The organism is Kitasatospora sp. NPDC004531 (genome assembly GCF_053602195.1).
Genome location: NZ_JBSGDD010000036.1, coordinates 46,467 through 62,772 on the forward strand (window position 1 = coordinate 46,467; position 16,306 = coordinate 62,772).

Sequence of the window (16,306 nt, forward strand, 5' to 3'; positions counted from 1 at the left end):
CCTCCGAAACACGTTCTCGCGGGTCTGGTTCTCCATCGCTCCCTGATGCGCCAGGTTGCCTGGGTGAAAAGGACTCGTCAACGCGCGATCGGCTGCGGATTCCGTTGCCGAATCCCGGGTTTTCCTGCGGAACCCAGCCCGGCGGCGCGGTGGACGCTTGTTTCGTCTGTGTCAACTCCGATGAACTGCGCTTGAATCGAAGGTGAAGTGATCTGCGCAACTCGGATTCAAAGGCGCTGCGCCGGGACGGCTGACGGCCCGAAATCCCAGGCCGGTCGACCCCCGGGGTACGGGAACCGAAGGTGGCGCCCAAAAATCAGAAGATAACGTTATGGCACCGTTCGGGCCGTGGAATGCCGAAGGGCCGGATCCCTTTCGGAACCCGGCCCCATCGGTCACGGTGCGTCACACGCGCCCCGGTGGCTACTGGCTCGGCAGCCAACCCGTCTGCACCGTCTGACCCGCCTGGATGCGGCGGGAGACGAACACACCGCGGCCCGGCGGCAGCGGCTGCGGCTTGACCGTGCCCAGCAGCGCGCCCTCGCTCTTGTCGCCGGACAGGATCAGACCCTGGCCGCCCAGCTCGCGCATGCGCTGCATCACCGGCTCGAACAGCGAACGGCCGGCGCCACCCGCGTTGCGGGCGACGATCAGACGCAGACCGATGTCGCGCGCGAACGGCAGGAACTCCGCCAGCGGCGCCATCGGGTTGCCGGACTGGGTGGCGACCAGCTCGTAGTCGTCCACGATCACGAACATGTCCTTGCCGCTGTACCAGCTGCGGTTGCGCAGCTGCTCGGCGGTGACGTCCGGACCGGGCAGGCGACGGCCGCAGGCGCCGCGCAGCATCTCCACGATCGCCGACATGGCGGGCGCGGCGGCCGCGTACTCCACCAGGTACTCCGGCGGCACCACGCCCAGCAGCGAGCGGCGGAAGTCGCCGACCACGATGCCGGCCTGGTCCGGGGTGTACCGCTCGGTGATCTGCTTGATCAGCATGCGCAGCATCGCCGACTTGCCGGACTCGCTCTCGCCGAAGACGACGAACAGCGGGTCGGTCTCGAAGTTGACGAACACCGGCGCCAGCTCGACCTCGTCGACACCGAACGCGACACCGAGCTCGGGGTGCTCGAAGCCCTTGGGCAGCGAGTTGCCGTCGAGCACCGGCGGCAGCATGCGCACCTGCGGGGCACGCGGGCCGGTCCAGGCCGAGTTGATCTGGGCGACCATGTCGGTGACGCCGTCCACCAGGTCCTCGGTGGAGCTGGACCCGTCGATGCGCGGCAGACCGGACAGGAAGTGCAGCTGCTCGTGGGTCAGACCGCGACCCGGGATCGCCGGCACGTTCGCGGCGGCCTTGCGGTTGATCTCCGACTCCATGGAGTCACCGAGCTTCAGCTCGACGCGGTTCTGCAGCTGGTCCTTCAGCGCCGGGCGGACCTCGGCGTAGCGGGCCGCGGTGATCACCACGTGGACGCCGTAACCGAGACCGCGCAGCGCGATGTCGGCGATGACCGGCTCCAGGACCTCGAACTCCTGCTTGAAGGTCAGCCAGCCGTCGATGAACAGGAACACGTCGCCGAACTGCTCGTCCGGCAGCTGCCCGTTCGCCCGACGGGTGCGGTAGGTGGCGATGGTGTCGATGCCGGAGGCCCGGAACAGCTCCTCACGGCGGTTGAGCACCCCGTGCACCTCGCTGACCATGCGGCGGACCTTCTCGACGTCCAGTCGGCCCGCCACGCCGCCGACGTGCGGCAGGTCGGCCAGCGAGCCGAAACCGCCACCGCCGAAGTCGAGCAGGTAGAACTGCGTCTCCACCGGGGTGTGGGTGACCGAGAAGCCCGCCACGATGGTGCGCACCATGGTGGACTTGCCGGACCGCGGACCGCCGACGATCATGCCGTGGCCGGCCGCGCCCGAGTAGTCCAGGTACATCACGTCGCGGCGCTGGTCGCGCGGCTTGTCGACGATGCCGACCGGGACGACCAGGTTGCCCTGGCGGATCGAGGCCGGGGTCAGACCGCGCTCCGGGCTGACCAGCAGCGGCTCCAGCAGGGAGTCCACCGACGGCGGCGCCTCCAGCGGGGGCAGCCACACCTGGTGGGCCGGCGGGCCCTGTCCGATCATCCGCTGGACGAACACGTCGAGCATGGTGTCCAGCAGCGCGTCGTCCTTCTCCTCCTCCTCGGTCGGGTCGGGGAGGATCTCCTCCACCTCGGGCTCGATGACCTCGACCTCGGCGGCGGTGAACAGCACCGGCTGGGCGGTGACCACCCGGCCGCCGACCGCGCGCTGCTGGCCCGGCGGACGGTACTTGCCGGACACGTACGCGGCCCGGAAGCGCTCCATCACGTCGGAGCCGAACTTCAGGTAGCCCACGCCGGGGATCGGCGGCAGGTGGTAGGCGTCCGGCACGCCGATCGCGGCCCGCGACTCGGCGGCCGAGAAGGTGCGCAGACCCAGGCGGTAGGACAGGAAGGTGTCCAGACCGCGGAGCTTGCCCTCCTCCAGTCGCTGCGAGGCGAGCAGCATGTGCATACCGAGCGAACGGCCGATGCGGCCGATCTGGATGAACAGGTCGATGAAGTCCGGCTTCGCGGTGAGCAGCTCGGAGAACTCGTCGATGATCATCAGCAGCGAGGGCAGCGGGTCGAGCGGGGCGCCCGCGGTACGGGCCCGCTCGTACTCGTTGATGTTCGCGTAGTTGCCCGCCGCGCGCAGCAGCTCCTGACGGCGGTTCATCTCGCCCTCGATCGCGTCGCGCATGCGGTCGATCAGGGTGGCTTCGCCCTCGAGGTTGGTGATCACGGCCGCGGTGTGCGGCATCTCCGACATGCCGGCGAAGGTCGCACCACCCTTGAAGTCCGCGAGGACCAGGTTGAGCACCTCGGAGGAGTGGGTGACCGCCAGCGCCAGCACGATGGTGCGCAGCACCTCGGACTTGCCGGAACCGGTCGCGCCGACGCACATGCCGTGCGGGCCCATGCCCTCCAGCGAGGCTTCCTTGATGTCCAGCCAGACGTACTCGCCGTTGCTGCCGACGCCCAGCGGGACGCGCAGCTTCTCGCGGATCGGCTTGGGACGCCAGTGCCGGGCCGGGTCGAAGGAGCCCGGGTCGCCGGTGTGCATCATCTCGGTGAAGTCCATCGACACCAGCGACGGGTCGCTGTCGTCGCCGCCCGCGGACGCCCGGAACGGCGCCAACTGCCGCGACAGCGCCTCGGCCTGCCAGCTCGACAGGGTGTCCGGCTTGCCCGGGTAGCTCGCCCCGGACGCCGCCTCCAGCAGCAGCTCGTTCTTGCCGACGGTGATCACCAGGTGGCCGTTCGGCTCGTCCAGGTCACCCGGGACGACCTCGATCACGGTGACGCCCTGGACGCCCTCCGGACCGGCGATCACCGAGTCGACCGGCACCGAGGCGCCGTCCATGATGACCACCAGGTGCGGCTGGTCCGAACTCGGCGTGCTGTCACGGGAGAAGCCCTTGCGGCCGGCCAGCTCGTTGGCCAGCAGCTCCTCCAACTCGCCCAGCCCGGCGGCGATCAGACGACGCGAACCCGCGCCGTCGCTCTCCTTGCGGTGCTGGGTGTGCGGCAGCCACTTCGCCCACTCCCACTCCTCCACCGCGCCGGGCGCGGCGGCCACCCCGATCATCAGGTCCTCGGGGGAGTGCAGGGTCGCCAACTGGGCCACCATCGCCCGGACGTTGCCGTACACCGAGTCCGGGTCGCCGCACACCGTGATGTGGTAGAAGGCGCGCAGCGACACCGCCAACGGCAGGTCCTGCAGCGTTCCGTGGGTCTTGATGAAGGTGCCCATCGCCTCCGCGGCGAGCGGCTCCAACTCGTCCATCGGCGCGGTCTGCGGCGCCACCAGCGGCGTCGACAGCTGCAACGGCCCCAGGCCCACCCGGATCTGCGCGAAGTCCGCGTCGGTCGGCCGGCGCTCCCACAACCGGCGGCCCTCGGCCACGATCGACCACAGCTGGTCCGGCTCCGGGTGGGTGAACAGCAGCGAACCGCGCTGACGCTCGGCCGTGCGACGCACCTCGCGGCGCTTCTGCTGCAGGTACTTCAGGTAGTCCCGGCGCTCGTCCGAGGTGGCCGCGCTACCGCCCTTGCGCGCCTTGACGATCTGCGCCACCGCCATCGCGGCGGTCGACGCGACCATCAGGACGCCCATCATCTTCATCGGGCCCTGTGCGCCCGGAGAGAAGAAGAACGCCGCCGAACCGCCCATGCCGAGCAGCGGCAGCAGCGACATCATCCAGTCCTCGCCACCGCCCCGCGGCAGCTCCGGCGGCGGAACCAGCTCGACCGGCTCCTCCGACACCGGAGGCGGGAACGCCCGTGGCGGACGCTTGACCGTCACGGTACTCATGCGACCACCTCGCTGGCGCTCGGCGGGCACTTCGTACACACGCGCCTCTTGATGGTGAGCTCGCTCCGCTCACTCACGCGACCACCCCGCCCCCCGCGGCAGCCGCAGCGCGCGACTCCCCGTCCTCAACGGTGCGCCCTCCCCGGGCACAGGGTCGGGGGCACCCCCATCGCTCGCTCACAATCCGCCCTCACGCATCTGGATACGTACGGTGAGGGCGCCCCGTGTGATGACGCCGCCCCCGCTCCGCCGAACCGCAGGCGCGCCGGGGCTGTCGCGTCTCGATCGCCGCCCCCGTACGCCGTGCGCAGGGGCCGATCCTACTGCGCGGACCAAGCCGTTCGTCCACGGGGTCGCCCACCCGCAGAGTACTGACCGGCTGTCAGCACACAACCCCCGGCGCACCTGCGCACCGCCTCCACCCCCGCGCGCCGCCCGCACACCCACCGCGCCCCCGCCGCAGTGCGCACTTGCCCGGAGGCGGTATGGTGACGCCGCGCCAACTCTCGTTCGGGCCGTGACAGTTCCGGAACCCCGTCGACGAGGGTCAGCAGACTTGCCGACTAGCCAACGAGGGGGAGAGGGCCGGTGAGCAACAACGCTACGACCGGTTTCTGCCGGGTCACCGTAGTGGCACCGGACAGCCGGATCGACGTCGCCCTGCCGGAGGACGTCCCGCTCGCCGACATCTACCCGGAAGTGCTGCGGCTCTCCGGGCAGACGCAGGTGGACGGAACACCGACCGGCTTCCATCTGGTGCGGCGGGACGGCACCGTGCTCGACAGCGGACTTCCGCTGGCGGCCCAACAGGTGCGCGACGGCGACCTGCTGAGCCTGCGCCCGTTCTCCGAGTCGCTGCCGCCGGCCGTCTACGACGACGTCGCCGACGCCATCGCCTCCGCGGTCGAGGCCGACCGCCGGTTCTGGAGCCCCGACCTGATGCGGGCCTTCGGCCTGATCGCCGGCTCGGTGCTGCTCACCCTGCTGGCGTTCGCGCTGTGGTTCTCCGACCTGCGGCACAACATGTTCGGCCTGCCGGGCATCCTGTCCGGCGTCACCGCCGTCGTGCTGGTGACCTTCGCCGCCGTCCGGGCCCGGGTCTACGACGACCACATCGCCGCGGTCGCGCTCGGCCTCGGCGCGCTGCCGCACGCCATGCTGGCGGGCTCCGGCATCATCGACGTCCCGAACGCGGGCGACGGCCCCGGCCGGCTCCAGTTCCTGGTCGGCTGCGTCACCGTGCTGGTGGTCGCCGTCCTGCTGGTCGGCCTGCTGCCGGAGAAGGACTCGGTGTTCGTCGCCGCCGCCTTCGTCGCCGCCGCCGGCACCCTGGCCACCTTCGCCGCGGTGCTGATGTCCGGCACCGCGATCACCGACATCGCCGCCGTCACCGGCGTCGCCGCGGTCGCCGCGGTCGGCTTCCTGCCCGCGCTCTCCGCCCGGTTCGCCCGCCTGCCCGTCGGCTTCAGCGCCCCCGGCCAGACCCGCACCCGCGGCACCGCGTACGGCGAGGAGACCAGCAGCGCCGAGACCGTCCAGTACGAGCGGATCGCCGCCCAGGCCCGCCGCGGCCACGAGGTGCTGGTCGGCCTGGTCGGCGGCGCCGCCACCACCATCGTCGGCGCCTGCACCGTGCTCGGCTTCAGCGACCGCACCTGGGCCGAACTGCTGGCCCTGACCATCGGCGTCTCGACCATGCTGCGCGCCCGGCTGTTCCGCTACACCGCGCAGGTGTTCGCGCTCACCATCGCCGGCCTGGTCGGCCTGGCGCTGCTGATCCTGGGCCTGGCCCTGCACACCCCGCTGCACCTGGCGCTGGCCGCGGCCACCCCCGGCGGCGGTGGCGGCGACCTGCGCACCGTGTGGCTGTCCGCGTCCATCGCGGCCGGCGCCGCGATCATGACCGCGATCGCGCTGATCGTCCCCCGCTCCGGGGTGTCCCCGTTCTGGGGCCGCATCCTGGACATGGTCGACAGCCTGATGCTGATCTCCCTGGTGCCACTGGCGCTGGCCGTGCTCAACATCTACAACGTGGTGCGCGGCGCGACCGGCTGAGCCGCGCTGGTATCGTTGATCCGTCCGAGTCTTGTCAGGTCCTGTGCGTTCGACCAGGACCGCTCGGTCACACACACCGAAGGAGATGCCCGTGGCCCTCGCCGCTGACGTCAAGAAGCAGATCATCGCCGAGTTCGGCCAGAAGGAGGGCGACACCGGCTCCCCCGAGGTCCAGGTGGCCATGCTCTCCCGCCGCATCTCGGACCTGACCGAGCACCTGAAGTTCCACAAGCACGACCACCACTCGCGCCGTGGCCTGCTGATCCTGGTCGGCCAGCGCCGCCGCCTGCTGCAGTACCTGGCCAAGAAGGACATCGAGCGCTTCCGTACCCTGGTGGACCGCCTCGGCATCCGCCGCGGTGCCGCCGGCGGCGCCCGCTGACACCGCTCGTAGGGGCGGCTCCCCTCACCGGGGGAGCCGCCCCTCGGCGCTTTCCGCGCCACCCCGCGACCGCACCCCGCGAACAGCCCGCCTCAAAGCCGCGCTCGATAGGGTGTGAATTTGTAAGGTAAAGGGCATGCCCGCCCTTGCGGGCCGCAAGGCTTCAAACGGAAGCCGCCCGCACCCAAGGAGCGTCCACACGCCGACGCCGCCGCACGCCGAAAGGCGCCGGTCCTCGGTAGTGGCCGCCGGAACCCCCGACACGCGGGGACGGACCCGGTGGCTTCGATCGAAGACCGGCCCAACTGCCCGGGCCACGGCAGGCAAGCGCAGGGGCGCTCCTGGGGAGACGTACGAAAGAGGAGATCTTCCAGGTGGAAGAGAACGTTTTCTACGCCGAGGCCGTCATCGACAACGGCAGCTTCGGTACCCGCACCATCCGCTTCGAGACCGGCCGCCTGGCCCGTCAGGCCGCCGGCTCCGCCGTGGCCTACCTGGACGACGACACCATGGTGCTGTCGGCCACCAGCGCCTCGAAGCAGCCCAAGGAGCACTTCGACTTCTTCCCGCTGACGGTGGACGTCGAGGAGCGGATGTACGCCGCCGGCCGCATCCCCGGCTCGTTCTTCCGCCGTGAGGGCCGGCCGTCCGAGGACGCGATCCTCACCTGCCGCCTGATCGACCGCCCGCTGCGCCCGTCCTTCGTCAAGGGCCTGCGCAACGAGGTCCAGGTCGTCGTCACCGTCATGGCGCTCAACCCCGACCACCTGTACGACGTGGTGGCCATCAACGCGGCCTCCGCCTCCACCCAGCTGGCCGGCCTGCCGTTCTCCGGCCCGATCGGCGGCGTCCGCGTCGCGCTGATCAACGGCCAGTGGGTGGCCTTCCCGACCCACTCCGAGCTGGAGTCGGCCGTCTTCGACATGGTCGTCGCCGGTCGTGTCCTGCCGGACGGCGACGTCGCGATCATGATGGTCGAGGCCGAGGCCACCGACAAGACCATCAAGCTGGTCGAGGGCGGCGCCGACGCCCCCACCGAAGAGGTCGTCGCGGCCGGCCTGGAGGCCGCCAAGCCGTTCATCAAGGTGCTGTGCGCCGCCCAGGTGCAGCTCGCCAAGCAGGCCGCCAAGCCGACCGGCGAGTTCCCGCGCTTCCTGGACTACCAGGACGACGTGCTGGCCGCGCTGACCGCCGCCGTCAAGGACGAGCTGTCCAAGGCGCTGACCATCGCCGGCAAGCAGGAGCGCCAGAACGAGCTGGACCGCATCAAGGCCGTCGCGGCCGAGAAGCTGCTCCCGGAGTTCGAGGGCCGCGAGAAGGAGATCAGCGGCGCCTACAACGCGCTGACCAAGAAGATCGTCCGCGAGCGCGTCATCAAGGACAAGGTCCGCATCGACGGCCGCGGCGTCACCGACATCCGCACCCTGGCCGCCGAGGTCGAGGCCATCCCGCGGGTGCACGGCTCGGCCCTGTTCGAGCGCGGCGAGACCCAGATCCTGGGCGTCACCACGCTGAACATGCTGCGCATGGAGCAGCAGCTCGACACGCTCTCCCCGGAGACCCGTCGCCGCTACATGCACAACTACAACTTCCCGCCGTACTCGGTCGGCGAGACCGGCCGCGTGGGCTCGCCCAAGCGCCGCGAGATCGGCCACGGCGCCCTCGCCGAGCGCGCCCTGATCCCGGTCCTGCCGACCCGCGAGGAGTTCCCCTACGCGATCCGCCAGGTCTCCGAGGCGCTGGGCTCCAACGGCTCCACCTCGATGGGCTCGGTCTGCGCGTCCACCATGTCGCTGCTGAACGCCGGTGTGCCGCTGAAGGCCGCCGTCGCCGGCATCGCCATGGGCCTGATCTCGCAGGAGATCGACGGTGAGACCCACTACGTGACCCTCACCGACATCCTCGGCGCCGAGGACGCGTACGGCGACATGGACTTCAAGGTCGCCGGTACCCGCAACTTCATCACCGCGCTGCAGCTGGACACCAAGCTCGACGGCATCCCGGCCTCCGTGCTGGCCGCCGCGCTGAAGCAGGCCCGCGACGCCCGCCTGCACATCCTCGACGTCATGAACGAGGCCATCGACTCGCCCGACGAGATGTCCCCGAACGCGCCGCGGATCATCACCATCAAGATCCCGGTGGACAAGATCGGCGAGGTCATCGGCCCCAAGGGCAAGATGATCAACCAGATCCAGGAGGACACCGGCGCCGAGATCACCATCGAGGACGACGGCACCATCTACATCGGTGCCGCCGACGGCCCGGCCGCCGAGGCCGCCCGCTCGACGATCAACCAGATCGCCAACCCGACCATGCCGGAGGTCGGCGAGCGCTACCTGGGCACCGTGGTGAAGACCACCACCTTCGGCGCCTTCGTCTCGCTCATGCCGGGCAAGGACGGTCTGCTGCACATCTCGCAGATCCGCAAGCTGGCCGGCGGCAAGCGCGTCGAGAACGTCGAGGACGTCCTCGGCGTCGGCGCCAAGGTGCAGGTCGAGATCGCCGAGATCGACCCGCGCGGCAAGCTGTCGCTGATCCCCGTCATCGAGGGCGAGGAGGGCGGCGACGCCGCCGCCTCCGAGTGACATCCCGGTAACACCCTGCGGCCCGCACGCCCCGATCGGCGCGTGCGGGCCGCGCCCTGTTCGTGAAGCTCCCCTCGTGAAGCAGTAGCTGGAAGGAACACCCGTGGCCCAGGCCTCGGCGGCGAAGCAGCGCCCCGGCACTACCCGGACCCTGCTCAAGGGCACCGAAGGCGGCGCGAACACCGTCCGCCGCACCGTGCTCCCCGGCGGCCTGCGGGTCGTCACCGAGACCCTCCCGACGGTGCGCAGCGCCACCTTCGGCATCTGGGTCGGCGTCGGCTCCCGGGACGAGACGCCCGTCCTGAACGGCGCCACGCACTACCTGGAGCACCTGCTCTTCAAGGGCACCGCCCGGCGCGACGCGCTGGAGATCTCCGCCGCGCTGGACGCGGTCGGCGGCGAGATGAACGCGTTCACCGCCAAGGAGAACACCTGCTACTACGCGCGGGTGCTGGACACCGACCTGCCGCTGGCCATCGACGTGGTGTGCGACATGCTCACCGGTTCGCTGATCCGCCCCGAGGACGTGGAGTCCGAGCGCGGCGTCATCCTCGAAGAGATGGCGATGGCCGAGGACGACCCGGGCGACGTGGTGCACGACCTGTTCGCCAAGGTGATCTTCGGGACCGGCCCGCTCGGCCGGCCGATCCTGGGCACCCAGGAGACCGTCTCCGCGCTGAGCCGCGAGCAGATCGCGGGCTTCTACCACCGCCGCTACAAGCCGGAGAACCTGGTGGTCGCGGCGGCCGGCAACCTCGACCACGCCAAGGTGGTCAAGCTGGTCGAGAAGGCGTTCGCGCCGGTGCTCGCCAAGTCCCAGGGCCACCCCGCCGAGGCCCGCCGCGGCGTCAAGGCGGTCCGCACCTCCGGCAAGGCCGCCGTCCTCAACCGCCCCACCGAGCAGGCCCACCTGGTCCTCGGCGTGCCCGGCATCCCGCGCCACGACGAGCGCCGCTGGGCGATGGGCGTGCTCAACGCGGCCCTCGGCGGCGGTATGAGCTCCCGGCTGTTCCAGGAGGTCCGGGAGAAGCGCGGCCTGGCGTACTCGGTGTACTCCTACTCCTCCTCGTACGCCGACACCGGCCTGTTCGGCATCTACGCCGGCTGCCAGCCCAAGCGGGTCGAGGAAGTGCTGAAGATCTGCCGCGAGGAACTCGCCCGGGTCGTCGAGGAGGGCATCACCGAGGAGGAGCTCAGCCGCGCGATCGGCCAGATCTCCGGCTCCACCGTGCTCGGCATGGAGGACACCGGCTCGCTGATGAACCGCATCGGCAAGGCCGAACTCTCCTACGGCCACCACCTGTCGGTGGACGAGATGCTGCGCAGGATGGCCGACGTCACCCTGGAGGACGTGCACGCCGTCGCCCGTGATGTGCTGGGGGCGCACCGGCCCTCGCTGGCGCTGATCGGTCCGATCAACGACCGGCGGGCCGCCAAGCTGGCCGACCTGCTGGCCTGACCCGCCCGATTCGCCTGGAAGGACAACTGACATGACGCTGCGCGTCGCCGTGATCGGCGCCAAGGGCCGGATCGGCTCGGAGGCCGTCAAGGCCGTGCAGGCCGCCGACGGCCTGGAGCTGGTGGCCGCCCTCGGCCGGGGCTCGGAGCTCACCGAACTCACCGACGCCGGGGTCGACGTCGCCGTCGAACTCACCCACCCGGACTCGGTGATGGGCAACCTCGACTACTGCCTGCGCCACGGCATCCACGTGGTCACCGGCACCACCGGCTGGACCGAGGAGCGGCTGGAGACCGTCCGCGGCCTGCTCGCCGAGGCGCCCGGGCTGGGCCTCCTGATCGCCCCGAACTTCTCCATCGGCGCGATCCTCGGCATGAAGTTCTCCCAGCTGGCGGCGAAGTACTTCGAGTCCGTCGAGGTGGTCGAGCTGCACCACGACCGCAAGGCCGACGCCCCGTCCGGCACCGCCACCCGCACCGCGCAGCTGATCGCCGCCGCCCGGGCCGAGGCCGGCCTGCCGCCGCAGCAGGACCCGACCACGCACAGCCTGCCCGGCGCCCGCGGCGCCGACGTGGACGGCGTCCCGGTGCACGCGGTGCGGCTGCGCGGCCTGCTGGCCCACCAGCAGGTGATGTTCGGCGACACCGGCGAGACGCTGACCATCCGGCACGACTCCATGCACCACTCCAGCTTCATGCCCGGCATCCTGCTCGGCGTGCGGAAGATCGCCGACCACCCGGGCCTGACCTTCGGCCTGGAACACTTCCTGGACCTGTGACATGACCTCTCGCACCGGCTTCTTCATCCTCTCCGGCGTCCTGCTGCTGGTCAGCGTGGTCTGCGTCGGGGAGGGCGTCCAGCTCGTCGCCACCGGCAAGCCGCTCGGCATCGGCATCGGCGCGTGCGCCTTCGTCATCCCGGTGATCGGGCTCTGGTTCCTCCGCCAGACCGTCCGCTTCGGCCGCGCCAGCGAGCGCCTGGCCCGCGAGCTGGAGGCCGAGGGCGGCCTGCCCGTGGACGAGCTCAAGCGCACCGGCGGCGGCCGGATCGACCGCGCCTCCGCCGACGCCGTGTTCGCCCGCCGCAAGCGCGAGGCCGAGGCCGACCCCACCGACTGGCGGAACTTCTTCCGGCTCGCCGTCGCCTACGCGGACGCCGGCGACGTCCCGCGCGCCCGCAAGGCCATGCAGCACGCGATCAAGCTGCATGGCCAGGACGCCGCGGCCACCGCCGTAAACTGACCCGTACCGCCCCCAACAGCCAGGACATCACCCATGCGCGCAGTCGAACCCCAGGTCCACCTGATCGCCCGCCCCGAGCTCGACTACGACGAGGTCGCGGCCTACCTCCAGGACGTCGGCGGCGAGAGCTGGCTGGAGCGGGTCGACCGCGGCGACCTGGACGACGCCCAGAACCTCGCCGAGTTCGCCGGCCGGATCTGCTACCGCTCGTGGAAGCCGGGCCTCAACCCGAACGTCACCAAGGTCCGCACCGACCAGGACGTCTACCTGAAGAACATCCTGGCCAGCGCGCACGGCTCGGTGCTGGAGCACGTCTCCTTCACCTTCGTGCTGCACAACGTCAGCCGCGTGGTCACCCACGAGCTGGTCCGCCACCGGGCCGGCGTCGCGGTCTCCCAGGAGTCGCTGCGCTTCGTCCGCCTCGACGACATCCCGTTCTGGTTCCCCGAGTGGGCCCAGCAGGACGCGGAGCTGATGAGCCGCGCCACCGGCCTGATGGAGCAGATCGAGGAGTTCCAGCACTGGATGGCCGACCACTTCGGGCTGGACGAGGAGGGCGTCAAGTTCCACGAGAAGAAGGAGAAGACCTCCTTCATGCGCCGCTTCGCCCCCGAGGGCCTGGCCACCGGCCTGGTCTGGACGGCGAACGTGCGCACCCTGCGCCACGTCATCGAGAACCGCACCGCGCCGGGCGCCGAGGAGGAGATCCGGCTGCTGTTCGGCAAGATCGGCGAGCTGATGGTCAAGGAAGCGCCCTCGCTGTTCGGCGACTACACCGTCGAGGACGGCGCCTGGGTTCCCGGCTGGCGCAAGGTCTGACGGGCCGTCGGACCGCGGCCCGCACCGGCTCACCCGTGCGGCCACCCGCCGGCGGGCCGCGAAGCGGCCGCTGACCTGCACCGACGGGCAGATGGCCGGACCCGTCCCGAATGCCCGGATTGCGGCGCTATCGGGGGCTCCATACGCTCAGGACACGGATTCCGGTGCTGCGTGAACCCCCGAGCGCGCAGTACCGGAATCCCATGTCGGGCCCGGCCCGCGGCCCCGAGCACTGTCCAAACCCTGGACCTGCGTGGCTGACGACCACCGCCCTACGAGTAGTTTTGGACCCATGGCTCCGACCTCCACACCGCAGACGCCCTTCGGCCGGGTCCTGACCGCGATGGTCACCCCGTTCACCGCCGACGGCGAGCTCGACCTCGACGGCGCCCAGCGCCTCGCCGCCCACCTGGTGGACTCCGGTAACGACGGCCTGGTGCTCAACGGCACCACCGGCGAGTCGCCCACCACCACCGACGCGGAGAAGGCCCGGCTGGTCCGGGCCGTGGTCGAGGCGGTCGGGGACCGCGCCCACGTCGTCGCCGGCGTCGGCACCAACAACACCCATCACAGCGTCGAACTCGCCCGCCAGGCGCAGGCCGCCGGCGCCCACGGCCTGCTCGCGGTCACCCCGTACTACAGCAAGCCCCCGCAGGAAGGCCTGTACCGGCACACCGTCGCCGTGGCCGACGCCACCGAGCTGCCGGTCATGCTGTACGACATCCCCGGCCGCGCCGCCGTCGCCCTCGAACACGACACCCTGGTCCGCCTCGGCGAGCACCCCCGGATCGTCGCCAACAAGGACGCCAAGGGCGACGTCGGCGCCGCGGCCCGCGCCATCGCCGACTCCGGCCTCGCCTGGTACTCCGGCGACGACAACCTGACCCTGCCGCTGCTCTCGGTCGGAGCCGTCGGCGTGGTCAGCGTGGTCGGCCACGTCGTCGCCGCCGAGATGCGCGCCATGATCGAGGCCTTCGTCGCCGGCGACCACGCCAAGGCGCTCGCCGTCCACCAGAGCCTGCTGCCGGTGTACGCCGGAATGTTCCGCACCCAGGGAGTGATCCTCTCCAAGGCTGCGTTGAACCTGCAGGGACACCCGGCCGGCCCGCTCCGGCTGCCCCTGGTCTCCGCCACGGACGCGGAGATCGCCCGGTTGAAGGAGGATCTCGCCGCCGGCGGGGTACACCTGTAACCAACAAACAGACGTGCGCGCCCCCAGGCTCGCCGGACCCCACCAGGGTCCGCCGCTGGACCGGGACCGAAGGCGCGCGGCAATCGGCAGTCAGGTAACCACGATGGACGCACGCCATATGTCACCGGGGGACGAACCCTCCGGGCATATGGCGTGCGTCGTGAGGAGAGTCTTTTGAGCCACCCGCACCCCGAACTCGGCGCTCCCCCCGCTCTCAAGGAGGGCGCCCTCCGCATCACCCCGCTGGGCGGTCTCGGCGAGATCGGCCGCAACATGACGGTCCTCGAGTACGGCGACCGCATCCTGATCATCGACTGCGGCGTGCTCTTCCCCGAGGACGAGCAGCCCGGCGTCGACCTGATCCTCCCCGACTTCAGCTACATCCGGGACCGCCTCGACAAGGTCGACGGCATCGTCCTGACCCACGGCCACGAGGACCACATCGGCGCCGTCCCGTACCTCCTGCGGGAGAACCCGGACATCCCGCTGATCGGCTCCAAGCTGACCCTCGCGCTGATCGAGGCCAAGCTCGCCGAGCACCGCATCCGCCCCTACGTCCTGGAGGTCGCCGAGGGCGACCGCGAGCGGATCGGCCCCTTCGACTGCCAGTTCATCGCGGTCAACCACTCCATCCCCGACGCCCTGGCCGTCGCCGTCCGCACCCCCGCGGGCATGGTCGTCGCCACCGGTGACTTCAAGATGGACCAGCTCCCGCTGGACGGCCGCCTCACCGACCTGCCGACCTTCGCCAAGCTGGCCGAAGAGGGCATGGACCTGCTCCTGGTGGACTCCACCAACGCCGAGGTCCCCGGCTTCATCCCGCACGAGCGCGACATCTCCGCCGCGCTGCGCAACGTCTTCGCCAACGCGGAGAAGCGCATCATCGTCGCCTCCTTCGCCAGCCACGTGCACCGCATCCAGCAGGTGCTGGACGCCGCGCACGAGTACAAGCGCAAGGTCGCCTTCGTCGGCCGCTCGATGGTCCGCAACATGGGCATCGCCCGGGACCTCGGCTACCTGAAGGTCCCCGGCAACCTGATCGTCGACGTGAAGACCCTCGACGACCTGCCCGACAAGGAGGTGGTGCTGATCTGCACCGGCTCCCAGGGCGAGCCGATGGCCGCGCTGTCCCGGATGGCCAATCGCGACCACCAGATCCGCATCGTCGAGGGTGACACCGTCGTCCTCGCCTCCTCGCTGATCCCCGGCAACGAGAACGCCGTCTACCGGGTCATCAACGGCCTCACCCGCTGGGGCGCGAAGGTCGTCCACAAGGGCAACGCCAAGGTGCACGTCTCCGGCCACGCCTCGGCCGGCGAGCTGCTGTACTTCTTCAACATCTGCAAGCCGAAGAACCTGATGCCGGTCCACGGCGAATGGCGCCACCTGCGCGCCGCCGCCGACCTCGGCATCGCCACCGGCGTCCCGCGCAACCGCGTGGTCATCGCCGAGGACGGCGTCTGCGTCGACCTGGAGAAGGGCGTCGCCCGGATCGCCGGCAAGGTCCAGGCCGGCTACGTCTACGTGGACGGCTCCTCGGTCGGCGACATCACCGAGGCCTCCCTCAAGGACCGCCGCATCCTCGGCGAAGAGGGCTTCATCTCGGTCTTCGTGGTGGTCGACTCCACCAACGGCAAGATGGTCAGCGGCCCGACCATCCAGGCCCGCGGCTCCGGCATCGACGACAGCGCGTTCGCGGCCGTCGCCGGCAAGCTGGAGGAAGCCCTCACCCGCTCCGCCGGGGAAGGCGTCCTGGAGGTCCGCCAGGTCCAGCAGCTGGTCCGCCGGACCGTCGGCAAGTGGGTCGCCGACAACTACCGGCGCCGCCCGATGATCCTCCCGGTCGTCGTCGAGGTCTGACCGACCTGATTTGACCTGGGGCAGCCCGGTGCGTAATGTTCTCCGGGTTGCCCCACGGTCGTGCGGCTTCGCTCCTGAATCGAATTCGTTCGAATGGGAGCGGGGAAAACAGGCCGAGAAACTCTGATAGAGTTCGGGAGCGCCGAAAGGCGAAAGCAAATCGGATCGAATGAAACTCCGGAAAACGGAGCGGAAAACATCTGATAAGCTGGAAACACGAAAGAACGAAGCGCCCGGAGGGCCGGTCGGAAGGCCGCTCGAAGGAAGTGTCCGTTCCTTGAGAACTCAACAGCGTGCCAAAAGTCAACGCCAGATATGTTGACATCCCCGGCC

Annotated in this window: 10 protein-coding genes; 9 read left to right on the plus strand and 1 reads right to left on the minus strand. The window is 70.4% G+C overall.

Annotated features, from left to right (window positions below; translation table 11 throughout):
- Positions 1-423: 423 nt before the first annotated feature.
- The gene (gene eccCa / locus ACWEMJ_RS16975) at positions 424-4,380 is read right to left on the minus strand and encodes a type VII secretion protein EccCa (protein ID WP_452137831.1); all 3,957 of its coding nucleotides are present in this window, start codon (positions 4,378-4,380) and stop codon (positions 424-426) included.
- Between the two features lie 588 nt (positions 4,381-4,968).
- Here eccCa and eccD point away from each other — a divergent pair.
- The 9 genes from eccD (at position 4,969) to ACWEMJ_RS17020 (ending at position 15,973) form a co-directional block, all read left to right on the plus strand.
- Entirely contained in the window at positions 4,969-6,435 is a 1,467-nt protein-coding gene (gene eccD / locus ACWEMJ_RS16980; protein ID WP_452137832.1) for a type VII secretion integral membrane protein EccD, read from the plus strand.
- Positions 6,436-6,526: 91 nt separating this feature from the next.
- Complete coding sequence (gene rpsO / locus ACWEMJ_RS16985) at positions 6,527-6,817, plus strand: 30S ribosomal protein S15 (protein ID WP_030462697.1); 291 nt, start codon at positions 6,527-6,529, stop codon at positions 6,815-6,817.
- 374 nt (positions 6,818-7,191) lie between these two features.
- Positions 7,192-9,402, plus strand: a complete 2,211-nt coding sequence (locus tag ACWEMJ_RS16990) for a polyribonucleotide nucleotidyltransferase (protein ID WP_452137833.1) — start codon at positions 7,192-7,194, stop codon at positions 9,400-9,402.
- 103 nt (positions 9,403-9,505) lie between these two features.
- Complete coding sequence (locus ACWEMJ_RS16995; RefSeq protein ID WP_452137834.1) at positions 9,506-10,861, plus strand: M16 family metallopeptidase; 1,356 nt, start codon at positions 9,506-9,508, stop codon at positions 10,859-10,861.
- Positions 10,862-10,892: 31 nt separating this feature from the next.
- Entirely contained in the window at positions 10,893-11,639 is a 747-nt protein-coding gene (gene dapB, locus ACWEMJ_RS17000) for a 4-hydroxy-tetrahydrodipicolinate reductase (protein WP_452137835.1), read from the plus strand.
- Position 11,640: 1 nt separating this feature from the next.
- On the plus strand, positions 11,641-12,102 hold the full coding sequence (locus ACWEMJ_RS17005; RefSeq protein WP_452137836.1) for a hypothetical protein: 462 nt from the start codon (positions 11,641-11,643) through the stop codon (positions 12,100-12,102).
- 33 nt (positions 12,103-12,135) lie between these two features.
- On the plus strand, positions 12,136-12,921 hold the full coding sequence (gene thyX / locus ACWEMJ_RS17010; RefSeq protein WP_452137837.1) for an FAD-dependent thymidylate synthase: 786 nt from the start codon (positions 12,136-12,138) through the stop codon (positions 12,919-12,921).
- A gap of 292 nt (positions 12,922-13,213) precedes the next feature.
- Positions 13,214-14,113, plus strand: a complete 900-nt coding sequence (dapA, locus tag ACWEMJ_RS17015) for a 4-hydroxy-tetrahydrodipicolinate synthase (RefSeq protein ID WP_452137838.1) — start codon at positions 13,214-13,216, stop codon at positions 14,111-14,113.
- A gap of 174 nt (positions 14,114-14,287) precedes the next feature.
- Positions 14,288-15,973, plus strand: coding sequence for a ribonuclease J (locus ACWEMJ_RS17020; RefSeq protein WP_452137839.1), 1,686 nt, complete (start codon positions 14,288-14,290; stop codon positions 15,971-15,973).
- Positions 15,974-16,306: the final 333 nt, after the last annotated feature.

Coding starts and splice junctions, on each gene's coding strand:
- dapB (WP_452137835.1), top strand. CDS start 10,893: ATGACGCTGCGCGTCGCCGTGATCGGCGCCAAGGGCCGGATCGGCTCG.
- dapA (WP_452137838.1), top strand. CDS start 13,214: ATGGCTCCGACCTCCACACCGCAGACGCCCTTCGGCCGGGTCCTGACC.
- eccCa (WP_452137831.1), bottom strand. CDS start 4,380: ATGAGTACCGTGACGGTCAAGCGTCCGCCACGGGCGTTCCCGCCTCCG.
- thyX (WP_452137837.1), top strand. CDS start 12,136: ATGCGCGCAGTCGAACCCCAGGTCCACCTGATCGCCCGCCCCGAGCTC.
- ACWEMJ_RS17005 (WP_452137836.1), top strand. CDS start 11,641: ATGACCTCTCGCACCGGCTTCTTCATCCTCTCCGGCGTCCTGCTGCTG.